The 22,471-nt window shown below is 49.8% G+C and carries 18 protein-coding genes; all 18 read right to left on the bottom strand.

The window, feature by feature from the left end; translation table 11 throughout:
• Positions 1-434: 434 nt before the first annotated feature.
• On the bottom strand, positions 435-662 hold the full coding sequence (locus PQG83_RS03330; protein WP_312640577.1) for a helix-turn-helix domain-containing protein: 228 nt from the start codon (positions 660-662) through the stop codon (positions 435-437).
• A gap of 133 nt (positions 663-795) precedes the next feature.
• Positions 796-3,813 carry a PAS domain-containing hybrid sensor histidine kinase/response regulator gene (locus PQG83_RS03325; protein ID WP_312746776.1) on the bottom strand — a complete coding sequence of 1,006 codons (3,018 nt, stop codon included), beginning with the start codon at positions 3,811-3,813 and terminating at the stop codon, positions 796-798.
• 3 nt (positions 3,814-3,816) lie between these two features.
• Entirely contained in the window at positions 3,817-5,085 is a 1,269-nt protein-coding gene (locus PQG83_RS03320; RefSeq protein ID WP_312746774.1) for a cyclic di-GMP phosphodiesterase, read from the bottom strand.
• A gap of 311 nt (positions 5,086-5,396) precedes the next feature.
• Positions 5,397-5,762, bottom strand: a complete 366-nt coding sequence (locus PQG83_RS03315; RefSeq protein ID WP_312746772.1) for an STAS domain-containing protein — start codon at positions 5,760-5,762, stop codon at positions 5,397-5,399.
• Between the two features lie 360 nt (positions 5,763-6,122).
• Complete coding sequence (locus PQG83_RS03310; protein ID WP_312746770.1) at positions 6,123-6,953, bottom strand: CheR family methyltransferase; 831 nt, start codon at positions 6,951-6,953, stop codon at positions 6,123-6,125.
• A gap of 338 nt (positions 6,954-7,291) precedes the next feature.
• The gene (locus PQG83_RS03305; RefSeq protein ID WP_376753566.1) at positions 7,292-8,356 is read right to left on the bottom strand and encodes a protein-glutamate methylesterase/protein-glutamine glutaminase; all 1,065 of its coding nucleotides are present in this window, start codon (positions 8,354-8,356) and stop codon (positions 7,292-7,294) included.
• A 323-nt stretch (positions 8,357-8,679) separates the two neighbouring features.
• Positions 8,680-9,288 carry a hypothetical protein gene (locus PQG83_RS03300; protein ID WP_312746766.1) on the bottom strand — a complete coding sequence of 203 codons (609 nt, stop codon included), beginning with the start codon at positions 9,286-9,288 and terminating at the stop codon, positions 8,680-8,682.
• A 79-nt stretch (positions 9,289-9,367) separates the two neighbouring features.
• Positions 9,368-10,207, bottom strand: a complete 840-nt coding sequence (locus tag PQG83_RS03295) for a CheR family methyltransferase (protein ID WP_312746764.1) — start codon at positions 10,205-10,207, stop codon at positions 9,368-9,370.
• 660 nt (positions 10,208-10,867) lie between these two features.
• The gene (locus PQG83_RS03290) at positions 10,868-11,407 is read right to left on the bottom strand and encodes a c-type heme family protein (RefSeq protein WP_312746762.1); all 540 of its coding nucleotides are present in this window, start codon (positions 11,405-11,407) and stop codon (positions 10,868-10,870) included.
• A gap of 356 nt (positions 11,408-11,763) precedes the next feature.
• Positions 11,764-13,572 (bottom strand): methyl-accepting chemotaxis protein, encoded by a 1,809-nt coding sequence (locus tag PQG83_RS03285; RefSeq protein WP_312746760.1) that lies wholly within the window; start codon positions 13,570-13,572, stop codon positions 11,764-11,766.
• Positions 13,573-13,613: 41 nt separating this feature from the next.
• Positions 13,614-15,842, bottom strand: coding sequence for a methyl-accepting chemotaxis protein (locus tag PQG83_RS03280; RefSeq protein ID WP_312746758.1), 2,229 nt, complete (start codon positions 15,840-15,842; stop codon positions 13,614-13,616).
• Positions 15,843-15,928: 86 nt separating this feature from the next.
• The gene (locus PQG83_RS03275) at positions 15,929-16,471 is read right to left on the bottom strand and encodes a chemotaxis protein CheW (RefSeq protein WP_312746756.1); all 543 of its coding nucleotides are present in this window, start codon (positions 16,469-16,471) and stop codon (positions 15,929-15,931) included.
• A 136-nt stretch (positions 16,472-16,607) separates the two neighbouring features.
• Entirely contained in the window at positions 16,608-18,710 is a 2,103-nt protein-coding gene (locus PQG83_RS03270) for a chemotaxis protein CheA (protein WP_312746754.1), read from the bottom strand.
• A complete protein-coding gene (locus PQG83_RS03265; protein ID WP_376753565.1) occupies positions 18,710-19,072 on the bottom strand; it encodes a four helix bundle protein in 363 nt (120 codons plus the stop codon). Before PQG83_RS03265 ends, PQG83_RS03270 begins: the two co-directional genes overlap by 1 nt.
• A gap of 115 nt (positions 19,073-19,187) precedes the next feature.
• Positions 19,188-19,559 carry a response regulator gene (locus PQG83_RS03260; RefSeq protein ID WP_312640549.1) on the bottom strand — a complete coding sequence of 124 codons (372 nt, stop codon included), beginning with the start codon at positions 19,557-19,559 and terminating at the stop codon, positions 19,188-19,190.
• Positions 19,560-19,715: 156 nt separating this feature from the next.
• Positions 19,716-20,456: a methyl-accepting chemotaxis protein gene (locus PQG83_RS03255; protein WP_376753564.1), complete on the bottom strand. Its 741-nt coding sequence runs from the start codon at positions 20,454-20,456 to the stop codon at positions 19,716-19,718.
• 454 nt (positions 20,457-20,910) lie between these two features.
• Positions 20,911-21,207 (bottom strand): STAS domain-containing protein, encoded by a 297-nt coding sequence (locus PQG83_RS03250; protein ID WP_312746749.1) that lies wholly within the window; start codon positions 21,205-21,207, stop codon positions 20,911-20,913.
• Between the two features lie 259 nt (positions 21,208-21,466).
• Positions 21,467-22,438 carry a response regulator gene (locus PQG83_RS03245; RefSeq protein WP_312746747.1) on the bottom strand — a complete coding sequence of 324 codons (972 nt, stop codon included), beginning with the start codon at positions 22,436-22,438 and terminating at the stop codon, positions 21,467-21,469.
• Positions 22,439-22,471: the final 33 nt, after the last annotated feature.

Raw genomic sequence — 22,471 nt, 5'->3', positions numbered from 1 at the left:
TAACGGTACACGTGCATATTGTGATGATCATAACGTGGCATATTCGAAATTCGGTTAACTTCTCTGTGATCTTTAGCCGTCTCTGGAAAATCACAGGTCGGCCCCTGTTCATAATGTAAAAGAATGTAAACCTTCTCCCAAGGTTGTTTCGACCTTACGCGATTTTAAAAAATTCGTGATACCGGAATACAGAAAAAACCCAACGCAACTGACGACAAATGGACAAGTACGATTAAACAGAAATGATGGGAAGGAAAGAATGCTTTGTAGGAAGGAGAAAAGAGATCGAAAATTAAATGAGTTGAGAGTTGCAAAGCCTATCAAAAAAGAGCCTTGCTCATTCCGGGGCATCTTGCCCTCAGAATATGAGCAGGTCATTCCTGTGGCTGTCGGCCCTTCCTCCCGGGAGAGAGTCAGAGGCCTTCAGGGAGAAGTTAATTTAAACTAAACCTATCCCGAACCCCCTGTTGAGACCCAGCACCAACCATCACCGAATCTCCTCCGGCATTTTGAACCCAGGCTTCAATTTCTTCTCGAACGAAACGCCAATGTTTTCCAACTTTATGCCCTGGGAGTCGACGTTCTCTCGCAAGCTTGTAGATGGTCGATTTTGGCACTTTCAAAAACGTCGAGACTTCACTTAAGGTCAGCAAATCTTTCATTGTGGCACCCTCATTAGAGTTTGGTCTGTAATGTTTGTGGTATCGGACCGATCATGTGGAAACTTGAGACTTCTTCCCGGATAGTAGGATATTGTGGTCACCTCACCCATCCATTTGAGCCTTTGCGCCATGGTCATTCTGTGTACCTCCCTTCCCGAAAAAAAGGGGGTTCAGAGGAACGCCCATACTTTTCTCCTTGAAGGGCAATCAGGCGTTCGAATTTTCCGATCAACCGTTTGACCATTCGCTCCAATCTGATCACTGTCGAATTCAGATGCGAAAATGCTGCCGAGACGGCCGTGAGTTCAAGTTGTTCCGCTTCCTTCCCTTCATGCTTGGCGTGCAACGCATTCAGCGCCCCTTTCATCTGATGAGCAAGCCTTTGAAGCTCTTGCCGATTTTCCAAATGAATGGTCTGATGCATTCCTTTGAGTAGGTCAGGGGCTGTGGCAGTAAAAATGTTGAACAAGGAATACAGCAGCTCTTCATCTCCCTCCAGGACTTGCAACGCGGCAGAGACGTCATAACCTTCTCTGGTTGCCGGGTACTGTGGAAAAGTTCTCTCCTGATGAGCAGTTCCGGACTGTTTGGTGGCAACAGACTGAATCCCTGCCCGTTCGGGTCCATGTGTCTTAGATGAGGACGAATCCAATCCATTGGGAGGAAACCCTACCCATCGCCGGAGTATTCGTTCAAAATCTCGTAAATGAACCGGCTTAAAAAGACAATCATCCATGCCGTTCTCCAGGCAGTGTTGCCCATGCTCAGAAAGCACATGAGCTGTCATCCCAACAATCGGAATATGGAGTACCGGAGGCGAACCCGAACCATGATGGCGATGCCAATACGCAGCTGTATGAACCAATGCTCCGGCATGCTCCAATTCCCGAATGTGTTGCGTAATGGCGATCCCATCCATGTCGGGAAGTTCCCAGTCCATTAGAATGCAATCCACAACTGACTTTTTCAACAACGTCAAAGCTTGGGCTCCCGTGTCCACGATGATCACCTGACACCCGAGTTTTCCTAACATGCCGGCGGCGACCCGTTGATTCACCGGATTATCTTCCACAACCAGCACCGAAGGTCCGGCCTGCTTATTGAGCAAGGGCTGCTCGAGAACCTCAATCGGTCTCTGCACTATTTCAACGGGATGTAGCTCAGTCACTCTCGTGAAATCTGACGGTCCGGGATGGTCCGATTGGCCGAATAAACAGTGGAAAAATTGCTGACGGTGCAAGGGAAGCGTGATCATCCCGTCAAACCTCACACGGGTTTCTTCATCATCCTTGCGATACCAAAATGGCTTCATACCCCAAATTTTAACGTCCTGAAACAGCGAAGAGGATCGCAATCGTTCAAACCCATCATGAACAGCCGCTTTCTCCAAGCGCTCACTCAGAATCACTCCCGCGACGAGACCGTCCGATTCGTGGACACTTTCGTATAAGGTCATCGCCTCCTGAATGCTGGCGATCTGCACGACCCTGACACCAACTTCCTGAAGAAGCTTCGCCATCACCCACCCTGATGATTCATGGGGACCGATCACCCAGACCTCCTTGCCCGCACCCTGTATGCCCTCCGTATTAGGGAAATGCGGTATCCGTGATCCCCGACAGGGAATGTCACACCAAAATGTTGATCCCTGATTTGGTTGACTCTTCACCCCGACGGTCCCGTGCATCAGCTCCGCTAATTGCTTGCAAATCGCTAACCCTAAACCGGACCCTCCAAATTTTCGACTCATGGAACTATCCGCCTGAGTGAACACGTGAAAAATTTTTTTCTGCACTTCTTCCGACATACCAAGGCCAGTGTCTTGTACCGATAAGTGAATCCACAACCGAATCTCTTCGTCGGGATCACCGGGAAGTTGATTAATCCCACCCAGAGAATCATCACACTCGGAGCTCAATGAATGAATCAGAGAACCACGCAGAAGGACCGATCCCTCCATCGTAAATTTGAGAGCATTGGAAAGATAATTACAAAGAATTTGTCGCAAACGATGCGGATCGCCAAACAGCTGGGAGGGTACATCGGGGTCGACATAGGCAGCCAAATCCAGACCCTTTCGATGAGCCCGCTCTGAAAACAAATCAACGACCTCTTCAAATAAGGACGTCAAATTGAACCCAATGTTTTCCAGGGCCAATTGACCAGACTCAAGCTTTGAAAAGTCTAAAATATCGTTAATGATAGTCAGCAACCCCTCACCGGACATACGGATAATGTTGACACATTCCTGTTGCTCGTGATTGAGAGAGGACCCAAGCAGGACCTCCGCCATACCAATCACTCCGTTTAAGGGAGTGCGAATTTCATGACTCATCACAGCCAGAAACGCGGCCTTAGCTCGGGTAGCAGATTCAGCCTTCATTAACGCCTGATCCAGTTCATGATTTTTCGCTTCCAACGTATCCGCAAAGGCGGACAATTCCTCTGCGGCTCGCTTGGGTTCCGTGATATCCATGCCATACCCACGAAGTAAACCCAAATCGGCATGGGGAGCGAATGTCCATGAATACTGTCTTTCCCCAACACTCACTTCGTAATGCATCTCCAGATGTTTTTGGGACAAACAACGCTTAGCCAACTCTAAAAATCGATCCGGCAGGGCCGTGGAAAAACCGTCCTGACCAATATGGGCTTCCTCCATCAGGCGAACCATGGCGGGATTGGCATACAGCAGTTGACCTGCCGAGTCGACTTCAATCACCGGAAATGGATTTTCCTTTGGAATGGACGCTAATCGGCGGGTTTCTTCGGTCAATTTCATTTCTGAACTGAGATCTCGAAACATCAACAGGAATCCAGACGCCTCCACGTCATCCACCACAAGGCCCTTCAATTCAACCCAACACCATGTCCCCTGCCGCCTTCGTAAACGAGTCCGCGGGACCCAAAGCATCTTTTTTTCGAGCAGTAAGCCAGAAAATGGGCAGACGGCCGTTCGGTCCTCGTCATAGGGAACCAGACATTCCAACAGGTCATGACATGAAACATTCGTGGGACAAGCGGCTCCCCACCCTAACAGGCGGGAGCCGGCTAAATTCATATGGGTGAGCTGGCCCTCCCGATCAACCAGACACACTCCAACCATCAAACCATCCCATAGTGTCTGAAACAAGAGAGGATTACGCCACATGAGCTAGGAAACGATTTCGCGAAGGTTAATAGAAGGATCTGCAGAATCAAGCACTTTCGTAATCCTCACTTCATACTTTAATTCTGAATGAATCCCCAAATTTCTCATCTCCGGGTTCTTGAGAATCTCACCCGTGCATGTCCTGAAAATCTTGACTTGTGGTCTGACGCTCATCTCAGGATTCTGCTTCACCACCACGGCATCCTCGCCCGTGGAAAGTTGAACAACCGTGCCCACAGGATACACTCCCAACACACGAATCATGGCTTCGACAAACCGCGTCGGGAACTTCCCCTTTTGTGCTTCTTGGTAGACTCGCCGAATCGCTAAGGCCACAGGAAATGATCCGCCGACATTCCCCACGGCGAGCAACTCATCAACATAATCGGTGAGTCCCAGTAAAATTCCAGAATCGGAGACCGGCTTCCCCCCTAAAATGGTGGAATACCCGGAGCCATCCAGATAGGCATGATGCTCCTGCACCATTTGAACGATATCCTGTGAAAATTCCGAATGTTTATGAATCAGCGCCACGCCCATATCGACATGTTGCTGCAACAACGAATAATCAATCCCAATGCTCCCCCATCGTGACTGAACCAAGTTGAGAGGCAGTCGCATATAGCCAACATCATGTAACAACGCGGCGACAGCAATCTCTTCAAGTTGCTTTACCTCCCACTTCAGTTGAAGGCCAACGAGAATGGACAACAAGGCTGTATCAACCACATGCGAGTACAGGGTGGGATCAAACTGTTCAAGATGCTCAATGAGCATGATCTCGGCGAGCACAGTTGGATGGGCTAAGGCTTTCTCCACAAAGGCCTTAGCCGTCTCCTGCATGGCAACAGAAGGAATGGCCTGACCGGTTTTGACGCCTTCGAACATGTCTTCCAAGGCCGCAATCGTATCTTCCCGCAATCGTATTAACCGTTCTTGATGACCATCTTCCAGTCCATCCTTTCTCTCTGGAGGGCATGCGGAGGACTCATAACGGGATGATTCATCCTGATCGAAAGGCGTCTTGGATTTCGAATGACATTCGAGGGTGCCCGGGAGCGGAAAGGCTTCTGCATCGGTCGGGACATCAAGCCCCTTGGCAGTATCAATTTCAACTTCATGAATGCCGGACTGGAGCAATTGCTGCACATCGTGGGAAGAAAGCAGTCGGCGGTGACGAAAGAAGGGCGACTTCCACCAGGAATCGAGAATTCGAACCAAATACATGCCTGCACATATCTGTGAACAGGCAAGACGCTTTCGAGTCGTCATAGGTGAGACCGTCCCGAATAAAAGGCTATTCCTTGAATGGCTGAAGCATAACAGTTCAGCCGAACTACCCACCCTGCCCCTACGCCTTCCGACAGACGCCGGGATTCCCGACATTGCTTATTAAGAATTCTTCTTCGCGTTTTCGGATGGATACCCGCTACCCACCGGCAGGGAGGGTGGAAAACCGTTGACCTTAATTTCACGCCTTAGCCTTACCCCTCACGCGCTCCTCTTTCGTTTCATGATCCATATCAAAATTCAATAGGTGAGAAAGATAATTCAGGCCGGAAAAAGGAAAATGACGATTAGACCTATGATGACACAACCGCCATTTGTGGGACTTCACCAATTGTCTGGTAAATGGGGATCATCTTGGCCACATTGGCTAAATCTAAAACCTGGCGAACATAAGGTTGGGGATTCACCAGACTAAAGGGGATTTTTTTACTTTTAAGAGTTTGATGGGCAATGACCAAAATACCCAAGGCGGAACTATCTACAAACGATACTTCTCCAAAATTTAAGACAATCGGCAACTCTTCTTTCATTGCCTCTCCTAAGCCGTCTTTAAAAGTTTTTCTTGCGCCAAAGTCAAACCGTCCCGCCAGATGCACGACCACGACATTTTCTCTCTTTTCCTGCGTAACATTCATAAACTCCTCCATGGTGTATGCCAAGAAATCTCCTTGACAAGCCTGTGATCATCCAACTCACTTTATCGGTGTGGATTCGCAAAGAATTAAACACTGCTGCATAATGGCTTTAACATCAGATTGATTCACTTCATAACAGTGAAGAAAACTGCAGTTGGCTCTTGTTTGGCATCATGCCGCCATAGTTTTCTCCACCCCCTCACAATTTTTTCTTAGAACCACACAGAGCAAACCGGTCACGAGTAAGAGATCCCTTCGTGCTGAGGCAGTCGAATGCGACTACCTGACTCCATCAAGAAAGATAAATTTAACGTATCAAATGATTACCTTCATCAACGGGAGCAATACGAACCGAACGGACATTAAAAAAAACCACACCCTCCATTAATCCTTCTTTACTCGGTACACTGACGTGCCATTCACCGGAACACGCTCAAAATGATCATCCACGGCCAACGTCGTTTCCGTGGCTCCGAGAATCAAATACCCATGGGGGGCGAGGATGCCTCGAATTCGTCGAAAAATATTCATCCGGGTCTCCATATCGAAATACATCATGACATTGCGTATAAACACCAGATCCATTCGCGGAAGAACCGGCCACAGACCAGCCAGGTTCATCTCAAAAAACTCGATCCTGTCCCGCACATCATCACGAATCTGCCACTCCATCCCTTGCCGCGCAAAATAGGCATTCAGCATAGGGGGAGAAAGACCCCGCCTGACTTCGAATGGTCCATATCGGCCTTCCTGGCCACGTCTGACCATTTCCTGGGAAAAATCAGTGGCAATCAAACGAATATGCCAGGACGTCAGTTCAGGAAAATGATGCAAAATCGTCAAGAGAATCGAATAGGGTTCCTGTCCGCTGGAACTGGCCCCGCACCAAATATGTACACGCTTGGTATCCCGATTTGTTTGAATCATTTCCGGCAGGAGCCGGTTTTTCAGTGCTTGAAATGTAAGGAGGTCCCGAAAAAAACTTGTTTCGTTAATGGTCATCGCCTCCACAACCCGTTTGTGTAATGGGCCATAGGTAGTCTGTCGGAGGTGAGAAACCAGATCCGACATTGATCCAAAGCCTTCCTGTTTGGCAAAAGGTCCAAGGCGTGACTGCACCAAATAGATTTTCTCCTCCTCTAAAACCATGGCTGCCTGGACCCGGACCAGATTCCGGATATACGCAACATCTTCAAAAGAAATTTCTGGGACCACTGTGCTTCTATCGGTATTGAAGTTGATAAAGAAACGAATGAATACGCACCATTTAAGGCAAGCTCTTCAAAACCCATACACCGGGTGGCACATCTTCCAGACCTACAGAAAAGGTGTAACACATAGGTGGCACGTCATCTATGGAAATTCAACAAAGCCAAAACGAGAGGAATGAGATGAGGGCTCACAAACTATAGGTACAGACCTCAACGACCTCCCCATGTCGAATTGTACAAAAAGATCAGAGTTCAGCCTCACGATGTTAGGAGAATCTTATGGACCGTCAAACAGGCAATCGTGTCCATGTCTCGGGACCTTCCCTACCTGGGAGGCTCCGCCTAACGCGGAGCCAGCATTTTTAAATGAGCCAGCATGGCCGCTGGGATGTCCTGTAACGGAAGAATTTTGTCGACTCCTCCAGCCTTGATGGCTTCTTTTGGCATCCCAAAAACGACACAGGATGCTTCATCCTGGGCAAAGTTAAAGGCTCCGGCCTGTTTCATTTCCAACATACCGGCAGCTCCATCATTCCCCATTCCGGTCAGAATCACCCCGAGACTATTTCCCCCGGCAAACCGCGCCACTGATCGAAACATGACATCTACCGAAGGACGAAAACGATTGACCGGTGGCGCTTGATTGAGAGAGACATAATAGCGAGCACCGCTTCGGCGAAGTTCCATATGATAATTACCCGGCGCCAGCAAGGCCTGTCCGGGCAGCACGCTGTCACCTTCCTGAGCTTCTTTCACGTGAATCTGGCACAGTTCATTCAGCCGGTTCGCAAACGATTTCGTAAATTGCTCCGGCATATGTTGCGTCATAATGATGGGGGGAGTATTCGGTGGCAGCACTTCCAATAATTCCCGAAGCGCTTCGGTCCCACCCGTTGACGCACCAATGGTTATAATTGTGTCAGTAGTTTTAATCATTGCGGATTGGGCAGCCAGGGCTTTAATCCGTTCAGTGCAGTCGGCAGGGGGAGTTCGTTTTTTCACGCTGGCTAGGGCGGCAATCTTCACTTTGCTGATAATTTGATGAGCTAAGTCCGAAAGCCCATGCTGAATATCCACTGTAGGCTTCGTCACAAAATCCACGGCACCGGCTTCCAATGCCTGTAGCGTCGTCGCAGCTCCTTGTTCAGTTAATGAACTCACCATCACCACCGGCATCGGCCTCGCGGCCATAATTTTCTGTAAAAAGGTAAGCCCATCCATTTTTGGCATTTCTACATCTAATGTCAGCACATCAGGATTCAGAGCCTTCATCTTATCCCTGGCGGCATACGGATCGGGAGCCGTTCCAACCACCTCAATTTCAGGATCTTGCGCTAAAATTTCCGTCATGACATTTCGAATTAACGCCGAGTCATCAACAATCAACACGCGTATTTTTTTCTCAATCATACGGTTCCCCTCTGTGACAAAATTATTCCCTACTAAAGGAGTGAAAAGTCAGAAGTTGGAAAAAAATCTCCGGTAGCATTTTGATCCCTGAACTCTTTTTTCTGTTGTCTTGACTCCTTACTATGAAAACCCTTCTTCTTTGCACCTGCTTCGTCCTGGCTGCCAGGTCTCCCCGGGAAGCCATCTTACCCCTTTTTGAATGGATATCCGCTAACGATCTGCGGATAGGACGAAGAATGCCTTTCCTCTTTACGCCTCACGCTTTTCTCCTTATCTCATTCTCAATTGAGATTTCACCATTTTTTCGTCTTACATTTTCCTCAAAATAGCGTGACGTCCGATTGCACCGGAGCAAGTTGAAGTTTCTTCCGATACTGCCCCTCCTCCTTCGCAATCTCACTGGCCACGATACGATCGAGTTTTTTCATGAGCACTTTCCCCGAATCGGTAAAATAGTATACCTTCCGGGGACACACATCCCCGACATCCGCTTTGATAGGAGACAGACCCTCCTGCTCCAAAAAGGCGAGAGCCCAAGCGGCATTTTGAGCCCCAATATCAATGGTGCCATCATAAATTTTCCCACCACCAAAGACCTTCGCTTCGAGTCGCTCCTTTTTTCCGCCACGCTTGAAAATATCGTTCATCAGCATTTCCATGGCAAAACTGCCGTATCGTCCGGAATCGGCCCAATTATCGTGCCCTTCAGTGTTGGAAGGGGCCGCTAACATGAAATGATTCATCCCTCCCACGCCCGCCAGTGGATCCCGTAAACACACTGAAATACAGGAGCCCAACACGGTATAAACGACTTTGGGCTCCCGGCTCACAAAATATTCACCAGGGAGTATGACTGCCACTTCATAAGGAAAGCGGGTATCCTGCATGCGACGAATATGTCCGAATTCCATCAATCCTGTCGATGACATAATTTCCTTACCTTAAGGGGTAAACCGTCAAGCCGAGGAGAAACGGGTTGAATGCTTTCTTCTCCACTTCTCACCCCCCTTACGCCTTACTATTCACACCGACCGGTTTTTGATAAATGGTTGGGCGCAGATACGTAAATTGATGGTCAATCCATTGCAAACTTTCTGAATGTCCGATAAATAAATACCCTCCAGGCCGGAGGTATCGGAAAAACTTCTCCATGAGCTTGGCTTGGGTGGGACGATCGAAATAAATCATGACATTCCGACAAAAAATCACATCCAGTTGACTGCGTATGGGAAATGTCGGATCCATTAAGTTTATCCGTCGAAAGGCCACAAGACGCGCGACCTGAGGGCGCACTTGCAGTTTTCCCGCCTGCGGACCTTTCCCTCGGAGAAAATGTCGTTTCACCAGATCATTGGGAAGTTGACTGACCCGCTCTTCCTCATAAATAGCCGAAGAGGCCTTTGCCAACACCCGTGTAGAAATATCCGAGGCGAGAATTTTGATGTCCCATCGATTGATATCGGGAATCGCATCAGACAAGCTCATGGCAATCGTATAGGGCTCCTCACCGGAAGATGACGCAGAAGACCAAATTCTTAAGGTCTTGGACGATTGCACCTCTGGAAGAACCTGGTCTCGAAGAAAATCAAAATGCACCGGCTCCCGATAAAACTCCGTCTTATTCGTCGACACCAGATCCAGCAATTTGATGAGCTCCTCTTCCCCGCCTTCCCCACTTACGCAGTCGTAGTAAGCTTGATAGGAGGAAAGGTGAAGATCCCGAAGCCTTTTTCCCAAACGAGACACTAAGAGAGTTTTTTTTGGCCCATCCAGTTTGATACCAACCTGCTGATAAATCAGATGCTTAAACAGTTCAAATTCTTTGTCCGTCAACATTGCTGTCATCATCTTGTCCTTTATGGTCAATTACACCAACCATCGTCCCATTTCGAAGCTTCCGGTCTCCATCCATCATATTCGTGGATCACAATCCTATGGTGGCCATCGCGAGGCCGGCGAAAAAACACCCGCATCTACAAAGACCAATATTGCCCGACTGTTCCCCCAAACCGGTCACACCCGACAAGCCATTGCTTGGTGACATACGTCACCAGTCAATGGCCCACCAGACTGCAAGCAACCATCATCAAGCTTCTGTGTGCTTTCACAGTAGGCCGCTTGGCGGCACGAACCCTAAAAAGAGATAGACCATGGCCATGGTCTTTCGAAACGGAACCAACTTCCATAATGGACTTTCAATGGCCACATATTTTTTGCTGGAGGATTTCCGTTCTAGGAAGTCAATGAACTGGAAACAATAGGTAAGGGATGTAAGAAAAATATGACCTCATGAGGCATGAAAGGATAGACCATTCGCTTTAACCCATATCCTTCAGCCTTACTTTTCCCTTTTTCTCTTCCACCTCGTCTTATCGGCACACCTATGACCGAATTTAAGGTCAGGAAGTACTTTTTCAAAAAGGAAACTTAGGGTAGGAATAAAAAAAGGCGGGGAAGGTTGTTAAACCCTCCCCGCCTTCTCTCAAGACGATTAGTCTTAAAATGAAATTATTTCAGCCTGACAACAATGGCTCCCATAAAGTCACCCTTCTTCCAATCTTTTTTAGTGGTCTTAGGATGTTTGTTATGGCAATCGGCACAACTGTCCGCAATAGCATAATCGGCGGACATGCCAACGGTCGCCCCGCCATCTTCCGTCACGATCATTTTTTCTTTTCCTTTGGCTAATTCCGCTAGCATTTCTTTTTCTTTTGCGCTCTTAGGTGCATTGGACGCATACAAGGGATCGGTTCCCACCAAGGACAGATCAAATTCTTTAATTTCCTTTCCTAGTTCTTTCACGAATTGAGCAGGAAGCATCATACCGTGGTCATCCTTCACCCAATCTTCATCAGGTTTCATGCCTCCTTTGCTCGCATCGGCCACCACACCTTTGACGTACACCGTTCTGGCGGCCTTAGCCGTTGCCAGAATGTACTTCGCCGCCAAATCCTTGGCAGCGTCTGCGGCTTGGCCCATCGGCACCATCAAGGCGAGCCCGATCATGAAGACGACAAACATCATTGCGAATGCAGCCCATCTTCTCATAACAGCCCTCCTCCTGTGAGTGTTAAAAAACATGAGGTGAACGGTTCGAATCTACTTCTTTGGCTCGTTAGGGTAGCCGACATAACCAGGAACAGTCAATATGAAAGTAACTCTTCCACTCCTTGAGAGGGCATCAAGCTGGAAAAATGAAAAGTGAAGAAGACCCATCTTCGGAGGCCAGACTCAAAATCCCAAGAAGAGGGAATGACAGACTGAAAATAAAAAAGCAAAGCATCAGAAGAGAGTAAGGAAACCCTTCGTCAGCGACACGAGAGGAAAACACGGGCGGAAGTATCCTTTGTGAGGCGGAAGGCGAAGAACAATCTTTCGCCTTCCGCCTCACATTTTAGGGTTCCTTAGAATTCTTCAAAAAAATCATCCCCGGACTTTTTATGCCCGTTGGACGCCGAGCTCCCAACACCCACAGCGACCTCTCTTTTATTGGGAGAATGCTTTCCCTGAGCTGCGCCAGTTATCGACGAGACCGCACGAGAATATTGAGACCCCGTTCCGCCGGTCGATTGAGCGTGAACAGATGCGCGGGTTTTTGGTGTGGTCTCCGAACGTTGAGTTCCCAACTCAGTCTGGACCTTGAAAAATTCGACCTGCCGCAACAAATCCTCAGCTTGTTGTGCCATCGACTGGGACGCCGAGGTCGCCTGTTCCACCAAGGCCGCATTCTGCTGTGTGCCCTGATCCATCTGCATCACCGCCTTATTCACCTGATCGATCCCCGCCGCCTGCTCCTGGGACGCCGCACTGATTTCGGAAATAATATCCGTCACCCGTTTGACCGAGTTCACAATTTCGGCCAGCGTCTGGCCCGAGCGATTGACCAACTCACTGCCACCCCCAACTTTTTGCACCGATTCGTTGATCAGCGTCTTAATCTCTTTGGCCGCCGTGGCGGAACGTTGCGCTAGATTCCGTACTTCCGAGGCCACCACCGCAAATCCTCGTCCCTGCTCCCCCGCCCGTGCCGCTTCCACGGCGGCATTCAAAGCCAGGAGATTCGTTTGGAAGGCGATTTCATCGATCACGTTGATAATATCCGCGATCTTCTTGCTACTCTTATTAATCTCATCCATGGCCTCTACGGCCTTGTCCGTGACCGCCCCACCCTTCTCCGCCACTTCACGGGCAGCCACCGCTAATTGGTTCGCCTGCTTGGCGTTATCCGCATTCTGTTTAATGGTAGAGGTCATCTCTTCCATGGAGGCACTGGTTTCTTCTAAGGCTCCCGCTTGCGCCGAAGTTCGCCCGGCGAGATCCGAGGTTCCGGCATTAATCTCCGACGTTCCGGTCGTAATACCGGACACAGCGGTTTTTACAGACGCAATCACTTCACTCACCCGGTCAAACATCATATTAAACGACTCACTGGTTCGGCCGATTTCGTCCTGACTGTTCACGCTGGCCCGACCGGTGAGATCTCCGTCCCTAGCTCGCACGGCCATAGACTCCAGACTCTTCATCGGCTGGACCACCAACTTCGCAATCATCAGATACAACAGCCCCATCATCAAAACACCCACGGCCAGAATCCCCATATACATATTGCTGAGATTCCCTTGTAATTGTGCCGCGGGACCATCCATGGGAATCTGTACTGATACCGCTCCCAACATATCCCCGATTTTTTTACCCTCATGACAGCCGATACAGGCTTGAGCGGTCGCCAAATCCGGGGTCGCACGGCGGAACATCATTTTCCCATTCACGGTATCGTTTTTAGTAAATTCTTTTTGACCGTTGGCGAGGGCAACAAGGGCTTCTTTCTCAAAGGTATCTTGCGGAGCATTTTTGGGATTCAAGGGCGCGAGACTCACGATCCGGGCATTGAAGACGCCTTCCTCAGCTAAGAGCTCAGAGGTTTCACGAGCAAATGTGGCCGGAAAGGGAATCGTATCGGGTGCACTATGATCCACGCCGGTGTTCATCCCTGCCGCCTTGGCTTTTACCACAAACTCTTTGGTCACATAGGCACGCGTGACCTCTATTTGTTTTTGAACAATATAGGCCTGATCGGATAAGACCCGTTCAAGATCCGAATGCAACTGCTGACCGAGCAAGTATGCTCCCGCAGCCAACAACCCCGAGAAGACCACCATAATAGTCATTACCACTTTTGGACCAATGCCTATTGAATGCCAAACTTTCCCCATGCGACCTCCTAATTTCCTTGTTAAATAATCAGACTGATTTGCTAAAACTCTTCAAAAAAATCGTTCTCACGTTGACGCCGATCATGGCCATTCGAGCTGCCCACCCCAACCGGTTGAGACTTAGCCGTTGATTTTGGAGGAGAGGCAGCCTTCACCGATTGTATGGGCTGACTCATAGCGGAAGTCTTTTTGCCGCTTGATAACCCAGACGTGGCTCCAGTTCCGCGTTTGACTCCTGCAAACTGCCGGTGACCTGTTTCTTCTAACTTAAAAAACGCGACTTGATTCAACAGTTCCGCTGCCTGCTGCTTCATGGACTGGGAAGCCGACGTGGCTTCTTCCACCAAGGCCGCATTCTGCTGCGTGCCCTGATCCATCTGCATCACCGCCTTATTCACCTGATCGATCCCCGCCGCCTGCTCCTGGGACGCCGCACTGATTTCGGAAATAATATCCGTCACCCGTTTGACCGAATTTACAATCTCGCCCAGCGTCTGGCCCGAGCGATTCACTAACTCGCTGCCGTCACCTACCTTTTGCACCGATTCATTGATCAGGGCCTTGATCTCCTTGGCAGCCGACGCCGAACGTTGCGCCAGATTCCGTACTTCCGAGGCCACCACCGCAAAACCCCGTCCCTGCTCGCCCGCCCGTGCCGCTTCCACGGCGGCATTCAAAGCCAGGAGATTCGTTTGGAAGGCAATTTCGTCGATCACGTTGATTATATCCGCGATCTTCTTGCTGCTCTTATTAATCTCATCCATGGCCACCACAGCCTTGTCCGTGACCGCCCCCCCCTTCTCCGCCACTTCACGGGCCGCGACGGCTAATTGATTGGCCTGTTTGGCATTATCCGCATTTTGCTTGATGGTAGACGTCATCTCCTCCATTGACGCGCTGGTCTCCTGCAAAGCGCCCGCCTGGGCCGAGGTGCGTTGCGAAAGGTCTTCATTGCCTTGGGTGATTTCACCTGACGCGGTGGAGACATGTTCCGCCGCTTGGCGGACTTCAGACACCACTTTCACCAAATTATCCAACATGGCATTCATGGCCTTACCCATGCTTCCTAATTCATCATGGGATGTCACAGTGACGCGCCGACTCAAATCTCCATCAGCCGCCCGTTGGGCCACCTCGCTGATGTGAACCAGACTCTGAGCCCCGCGTCGCCCAACCCACAATCCGACAACCAGAATCAAAACCAGACAAATAATAGCGGTCATGATTAAATTTCGATTGAAGGCAATGGCCGCAGCCGTAGCTTCGGCTTTTGGCACTCTAACCAGGACCGACCAATTCATCCCCGGATAGCCTAAGGCGCCTTTCAGATGGGTATATCCAGCCATTTGCCAGATGTTCTTCCCGTCATGGAGCGCCAATTGATAGCCTGTTTTCCCGGCAACGGCGAATTGTGCGCTTTCTATCCCGGTTTCGGCGAGATTGAGTTTAAACAATGTTTTTTCAAAATCATGGGTCATGTCCTCTGTGCCTTGATTGGAAGGATCATAATCCACAAGAACCTGTCCCTTATCACCGAGCAGAGAAATTTCCGATCCGGCCCATCCGGCCCCTTTCAGCTCTTGATACGCGGTCTGCACGATTTCTTCTACCAGAGAAAACTTGACCCGGTTGCTCCAATACCCGATCAGATCGCCATCCACATACACCGGGGCAGAAAATCCCAAGGTTAATCCGTCATCTCCCGAATACACCGATTTCACATCTTCATCGACATGGACGTCCTCAATGAAGGTCCCGGTCGCCCTATCATTGCCGGGAGCGGTAAAGGGTTGTTTGGTGGTAAATTCTTTGGCTTCCATCGCCTTAAACCACGGGGCGTCCGAATATTTCTTGGAATAAATTGCCGTGGTGTCGATCGGATTCCCGTTCGCATCCTTGGAGTTGACGGCCATCACATCTCCAACCGGGTCTACCAGTATCGTCAAATAATAAATACCGGATGTCGCAACGTACTGGTTCATCGCACTCGCAATGGCATTATTCTCCTTGCTATACCAATGGTAGCGTTCACCCACAATCCTGTTGAGTCCGAAGGATTGAGGATCCCCATACCGTTCGAACAAATTCCGGTCGATTTTATCCCCGATCGTCTCCGCCATGGCTTGCACACGCAGACCGGCAGCGGTTTCCATTTCCCCGGTAGCCGAAGATCCTAAGTACCCCACCGCGGCCATCGGGACAATGCCAAAGATGGCGAACAACACCACCAACTTGGTTGTAATTCCCAAACTGAAAATTGTGTTCACCATCCTGTTCATAAAATCCTCGCTGACTTCTTTAAAGTTGTTGTTGGCCGCCGGTGTGCCGGACCATCCATGGTCCCTTTCGTTTCCGGTCAGGCATGGACCTCAGCTTGATCTTCGACGTCTTGAATCTTTTCCACGACGATGACTTCCTCCTCTGTGAGAACCCGGTCAATGTCCAACAGGGTCACTAAGCGATCCTGGGCATTACCGATGCCGGCGATAAACGTGACATCGACCGAGGTGCCCATGTCCGGAGGGGCCTGGATATCCTTGGCATTCATATCCAACACATCGGACACCGCATCGACCAGAAAGCCCATCACACGATTCCGGACATTAACCACAACCACCACGGTGAACGACGTGGGTTCGGTCACCCCCATGCCGAATTTCATGCGAAGATCCACAATGGGCACAATTGTGCCACGAAGGTTGAGCACCCCTTTGAGAAAATCCGGGGTATTGGGGATCCTGGTCACCGTGGTGTATCCCTTAATCTCCTGCACTTTCAGAATATCCACTCCGTAATATTCATCCGCCAGATTGAAGGTCAGATATTGTTGATCGTCCCTGGCATACGTCGTTCGAATCGAGCGTTGTTCTGTGGGTTCACCTGTTGCGGTGGTCATCATTAGGCTCCTTTGTTATGAAGATCATCTCTATGGCTCAATACTTGTCATCCTTTTCCCTCATAAGGCGTGACGCGTAAGGCGTGAGGGGGAAAGCTGTCTTTTTCTTCACGCCCCGCGTCTGCTTCGCCTCACGGTTTCACGCCGCCGCAATGTGGCCAACCCGTGCCAATTTGGCCAATCCCGGTACATCCAAGATCAAAGCCACTTGCCCGTCCCCCAGAATTGTGGCTCCGGAAATAGCCTCGACCTTGCGAAAGTTTTGCTCCAAACTCTTAATGACCACTTGTTGTTGGCCGGTCAGTTCATCCACGAGCACGGCCAATCGCCGACCATCGGTTTCCACGATCACCAACAAAGCCTGCGAGGGATCGGTAAAGTCTGGCGTGAGGGTAAACGCTTCATAGAGCTTGACCACCGGCACCCATTCTCCACGAAGATTGACCACCTCGCCTTTTCCCACGATCCGTTGCAACTCATTAGGTTTAGGGCGAATGGATTCGGTGACCGCAATAAGCGGGATAATGTAGTTATCCTGACCGACCCGGACAGTCATCCCGTCAATAATGGCCAGCGTGAGCGGCAATTTCAGCGTGAGCCGGGAACCCTTGCCCATCGTGCTCTGAATGTCCACTGACCCACCCAGACCTTCGATATTTCGCTTCACCACATCCATCCCTACCCCTCGACCTGACACATCGGTGATGGTCTCCGCCGTGGAAAATCCAGGACGAAAAATCAGTTGATATACGGCTTCATCCGACATATTGCTGCCATCCGCAATAATCCCCTTTTCGACGGCTTTTTTAATGATCTTTTCCCGGTTCAATCCGCGCCCGTCATCCTCCACGGCAATACAAATACTCCCGCCATCGTGATACGCATGAAGGCGAATGGTTCCTCGCTCCGGCTTGCCTTGAGCCACCCGGTCTTCGGGTAACTCCAACCCATGATCGGCCGAATTGCGAACCAGATGGGTGAGCGGATCGCCAATCGCCTCAATCAGCGTTTTATCCAACTCGGTTTCCTCCCCGGACATGACCAATTGAATCTGCTTGCCGCTTTTCCCTGCGAGATCCCGAACTAACCGTGGGAACCGGTGGAATGCACTGCCGATCGGCATCATCCGAATGGACATGACCCGTTCCTGGATCTCCCGGGTATTGCGTTCCAATTGGGTGATCCGTTCCTGGAGAACGGGAAGCTGCGCGAGAGTAAACTTCTCACTCAGGTCCGTAATCATCGATTGGGTAATCACCAACTCTCCCACCAGATTGATCAATTTATCGATTTTTTCCGTATCGACCCGAATAGACGCCACTTCATTTTTTTTCAGTTGCTGCTGTTTCTGAAGCGCCTTATCGACTTGTTGGGGAGACGCCTTTTTCTCTTCCACCAGAATTTCGCCAAGAGGCTTTTGCTTGGCCAGGCTTTCGGCGACTTGCTCCGGAGTCACCACTCCTTCTTCCACCAGAATATCTCCCACCCGTTTATAGGGTTCCGGTTTTTTGGGTGCGCAATCGATGATGGCTAATTCGCTGCCATCCCGGACAAACGCAAACACCTCTTCAATCTGACCGATAGAGGCATCCGTTTCCAATTCCACTCTCCAACTGAGATAACATCGTTCTGGATCGAGTGTGTCCAAAGGCGGAAGACCATCGGTTCGCACATGAAGCACCTTCACTATGCCTAACTCACGCAGTTCCTTGAAGATCTGGGCCGGATCCATGCCCCGTTGAAATAATTCCGGCAAGGCGTTCCAATCAATCTGGACCTTTCGCCAACTGGCGGCTTGAGATGAAGAACCCTGGGGACCGGTTCCAGCTAAAGACCCCTCATGTGAAGCGATCGGTCCCTTCTGACAGGCCTCCAGTTCACCTTCTAAGGCGTGAATGGCTGCTTCATCTGCCGCGTCACCCCCTTGCGCCGCGTCCAACAGACTTTTCAAGCCGTCCAACGCCCGTAACAGCACATCGATGACGTGAGGCGTCACGGGCATTTTTTCATTCCGAAGGTCATCCAGAATGTTTTCCATTTTGTGGGTCAACTCGGCAATGGCCGTAAAATGAAACATCCCCGCATTCCCTTTAATCGAATGGGCGCCCCGAAAAATTCGATTCAGTAAGTCCAGGTCGTTCGGACGTTGCTCTAACGCCAGCAATCCGGATTCGATGGTTTCTACATGTTCTGCGGATTCAGTAAAAAATGATTCTTGAAACCGTGAGAGATCAACTGCCATTATTCGACTCCTTTACGAATGGACGGAGAATTTATCTTTTCGTGAGGCGTTAGGCGTAAGGGGTGAGACGATTTTTGATGCCTGATTAACCCACTCAGCATCTTATCTAGTCGGTTCCTCGCACTTTCAAGTCTATTCACATTCTTTGCCTGTAACCACCTAAGTCGTTTCCCAAGATCCAATTGAGTATCCAGCTCGCTTAACGATCCCTGAGAAACATGCAAATACTGAATAAACTCTTTTGGGGTTTGCCGCGCCGCACCTTCCGCGATATTACTAGGAATACTGACTGCCGCTCGCCGCATCTGACTGGTAAGACCATATCTCTCCTGTTCAGGAAAAGTTTTTGTTATTTGGTACACATCAGTCACAAGTTGCCTTGCTAAATTCCATACATCCAATTTTTATGTGGCTTATTCAAGATTCCTTTTAGCTTTCGCCTCCCGTGTCAAGCCTTATCCCCTGACGCCTCACGTCTCAGCCTGGCAGTACTTTCTTAATCGTGGCTAACATTTGTTCTGGATTAAACGGTTTCACGACCCACCCCGTGGCTCCGGCACTTTGGCCTTCTTTCTTTTTGTCATCAGATGACTCGGTGGTTAACATAAGAATCGGGGTGAACTTATGGGCGGCCATGCCCCGTACGGCCTTAATCAGAGAAATCCCATCCATGTTCGGCATATTCAGATCCGTAATCACCAAATTGGGCTTCGCCCCTCCATTGAGCTTATCCACGGCTTCTTTTCCGTCCCCAGCCTCGACCACCTCGTAGCCAGCACCGGTCAGCGTAAAACTCACCATTTGACGCATCGAGACGGAATCGTCCACGACTAAAACTGTCTTGCCCATAGCTTTACCTCACTTTGATTCTGTGAATTTCTCTGTTGACGCTGTACGATCAGCATTGAACCTGCACCCTACACCCAGTTTTTCAAAAAGCCGTAACAGTGAGGCGTAGGAAGAAGAACTACACCTCACGCCAGACCCTTCACCCCCTTCACGTCTTTAGAATAACGTGATGTTATCTCCTTCATCCGAGCCGGTTCCGACCATCACCGTCCCTTGACCCGAACGCGCAGCCTGCATCGTGAGGCGTTCAGACTCCATGGTGTAGGTGTGCTCGAGATTCCGGATTTCTTCGAGCACCTTCGGCATCATGTCTATACCCTCCGTATCGTCGGCCACCGCTTGAAGCGGCGCATGAATTCTCTCCAATGGCTGGTACACATGCTCTAACTTTTGACGGGTAATATCTTGAAATTGCATGGACATGACAATTTGGCCGATATCCTTGCCCAGTTCTTTGGTTCGCCCCGAATTGTGACCAACGCTCTTTTTTAAGGTCTCATTTTTTTGACCCATGATCTTGATCATCTCCAGAACCTGGTTCTGAGCTTCGACCGTTTCCGATAAGTCTAATGACGCCAACACCTGGAGTTCCGACATGGCCGATTCGGTTGTGCCTTTCACCGTCGTCGCGAGAGTACGAATTTGCTCTGAGGCCTGCGCAGACCGATTGGCCAATTTCGTCACTTCGTCCGCCACTACGGCAAATCCTCGGCCATGCTCTCCCGCCCGAGCGGCTTCAATCGCCGCATTGAGCGCTAACAGTCGTGTTTGATCGGCAATGAATTCGACTTCCTCCACCACCTCCGAAATTCGAGAGGTGGTTTCTAATGCCTGCTCCATCACACTTACCGTGGCGAGCGTCACCGTGGTCGTCTGTGTGACTTGTTTGACAAACATTTCTATGGTTTTTTGCGTGTCATGAAGGATCCGATCGACGGTATAGTCATCTTTCCCGCCATGGCCATCTGCCATATGTAACAACGCTTCGGTTTCCTCCACCTGCTCCCTGGCATTTCGTGAAATGGCCTGAAACCGCTGAATCAGTCCGTCGGCCGCCTGTCCTGTTTCTTGAATCACTGCCTTGATCTGTCCCACAAATACCGGAAACACCGGTGCCAGACACTGGCAAAAGGCCTTCCAGTTCTCCAGCCAACGGCGCTGAGCCTGAATGCTTTCCTGCAGTTGCTGTTCCAGCCGATGAATTCGCATCTGCCTGCTCCTGGCGCCCAAGACATATCCAATCCCGGCTCCGGCCACCACTACACCCATCCATACCATCCAATCACCATTCACACATCACCTCATTCTTGGATCTCGATGAATATCGACTGCATTATTTCATGATTCTGTGTTACGACTCTTGAGTCGGGAGAAACTGTGCAAATCCAATTTGCTCAAACTTGTCACGAATACGATTGGAATACCCCTGCACGGTCACACGTCCGGAGCGGGTCGCTGAGACCATCAACTGCACACAGGAGGAGTCCATACGTTCCACCCCGCCTAAATCAATCGCAAGAGGCCCTTGTTGTTGATGCAAGGATACTAAATCGGCGTGAAATTGTGCTGCTTCAAAAATGGTGAGGTCGCCTCGTGGCCTGAGAATCGCCTCATCAGGAATCATTGACGTGACTTGGCATTCTTCCATGTTACCCTCTCATTTTTTCGTGAAAAAAACGTGGACATTCCAACAACCCATCCGGCCTAGTCTGACGCTTCCCTTTCCAGGTAGGCCCCTTCGGCCTATCAAGGAATAAACAGAAGACAACGAGACCTTTCGGAGGCCAATGGACCTTACTTGAGAAGGACTCATTTTTTTATTGTGATGTCCATAACCTGAGGTGAAGAGCAAGGAACCAGGGGGAAATGTGTTGAAGCCGGAAACCGTTTTTCTCACGAAGGACTCCTCACATTCGATCTGATTGATAAGCGGCCATAGGGATTTGGGACGAAAGCGAGCCCACTTCTTCACCGATCGACAAGTCAGTCTTGATGATACACACGACCTGATTGCCATTCCCTCGATATTCGACTCGTGAGAAACTTAAGGCCTTGGCCATCGCAATACCCCTTCCGTGACTTTCCAAAATTCGATCCGGATCAATCTGTTCATACTTCCGCCAGTCGAATCCGGAACCCTGGTCGGTTATGGTCACCCGAATGCAATCCAGGCACCGTTCAAACAACACGTCCACCACCTTATGGACATACTCAGGCAACCCCGCCCGACGTTGAATCTCTTTCTCCCACGTTCCACTTGTCTGGAGGGCTGTTTTTTCATCGAACCCGATTCCCAAATTTCCATGTTCCACACCATTCGCCAACAGTTCATTTAACCCGAACACTACTTTTTCTGAATTGGGACAAGCTCTCCCCAACAGGAATGCCAGATCATATGCCTCTTCCATGGTACGAACGTGAAAACGGCCTTGCTGTAATAATTCAACAATTTGAGACTGTTGGTTAAGATTTCGGCATATCCGTTTCCATTTCAATCCCTCCTCAACCGCGGCATTCACAATCCGCAATAAGAGCCGCTGATCAAAGGGCTTGATGAGATAAAAAAAGACCCCCGCTTCAATCCCTTCGCCTATTTCTTGCGGAGATCCGGCTGCGGTTTGCATCACAACCGGAAGCCATTGGAGGAGTTCATCCGCTTTCAGATGCGCCAAAAGATCAAGACCATTCATACCCGGCATCATTCGATCTAACACCATGGCATGGAAATCCTGTCCATCCTCTCGTAAATACGCTAAGGCCTCCTCACCATTATGTGCCTGAACAAGTTCATAGGGTTCATCTTTGAGACATTCGACAAGAACATCCAAATTTAACTCATCGTCGTCCACCAATAGGATTCGGGGGGATGTGGGTGTCATATATGCCATTTCGACAACAGCCAATCGGGAGAT

The sequence above is a fragment of the Candidatus Nitrospira neomarina genome, from assembly GCF_032051675.1.
GTDB classification, from domain to species: Bacteria; Nitrospirota; Nitrospiria; order Nitrospirales; family UBA8639; genus Nitrospira_E; species Nitrospira_E neomarina.
Note: the sequence above shows the minus strand (reverse complement) of the source record. Positions and strands in the feature narration are given on the sequence as shown.

Excerpts from the sequence above, each read along its gene's own strand:
- PQG83_RS03250 (WP_312746749.1), bottom strand. The coding sequence starts at position 21,207 with ATGGAAGAATGCCAAGTCACGTCAATGATTCCTGATGAGGCGATTCTC.
- PQG83_RS03255 (WP_376753564.1), bottom strand. The coding sequence starts at position 20,456 with ATGTTTGTCAAACAAGTCACACAGACGACCACGGTGACGCTCGCCACG.
- PQG83_RS03290 (WP_312746762.1), bottom strand. The coding sequence starts at position 11,407 with ATGAGAAGATGGGCTGCATTCGCAATGATGTTTGTCGTCTTCATGATC.
- PQG83_RS03280 (WP_312746758.1), bottom strand. The coding sequence starts at position 15,842 with ATGGTGAACACAATTTTCAGTTTGGGAATTACAACCAAGTTGGTGGTG.
- PQG83_RS03300 (WP_312746766.1), bottom strand. The coding sequence starts at position 9,288 with ATGTCATCGACAGGATTGATGGAATTCGGACATATTCGTCGCATGCAG.
- PQG83_RS03285 (WP_312746760.1), bottom strand. The coding sequence starts at position 13,572 with ATGGGGAAAGTTTGGCATTCAATAGGCATTGGTCCAAAAGTGGTAATG.
- PQG83_RS03325 (WP_312746776.1), bottom strand. The coding sequence starts at position 3,813 with ATGTGGCGTAATCCTCTCTTGTTTCAGACACTATGGGATGGTTTGATG.
- PQG83_RS03275 (WP_312746756.1), bottom strand. The coding sequence starts at position 16,471 with ATGATGACCACCGCAACAGGTGAACCCACAGAACAACGCTCGATTCGA.
- PQG83_RS03320 (WP_312746774.1), bottom strand. The coding sequence starts at position 5,085 with ATGACGACTCGAAAGCGTCTTGCCTGTTCACAGATATGTGCAGGCATG.
- PQG83_RS03260 (WP_312640549.1), bottom strand. The coding sequence starts at position 19,559 with ATGGGCAAGACAGTTTTAGTCGTGGACGATTCCGTCTCGATGCGTCAA.
- PQG83_RS03295 (WP_312746764.1), bottom strand. The coding sequence starts at position 10,207 with ATGATGACAGCAATGTTGACGGACAAAGAATTTGAACTGTTTAAGCAT.
- PQG83_RS03330 (WP_312640577.1), bottom strand. The coding sequence starts at position 662 with ATGAAAGATTTGCTGACCTTAAGTGAAGTCTCGACGTTTTTGAAAGTG.
- PQG83_RS03245 (WP_312746747.1), bottom strand. The coding sequence starts at position 22,438 with ATGACACCCACATCCCCCCGAATCCTATTGGTGGACGACGATGAGTTA.
- PQG83_RS03270 (WP_312746754.1), bottom strand. The coding sequence starts at position 18,710 with ATGGCAGTTGATCTCTCACGGTTTCAAGAATCATTTTTTACTGAATCC.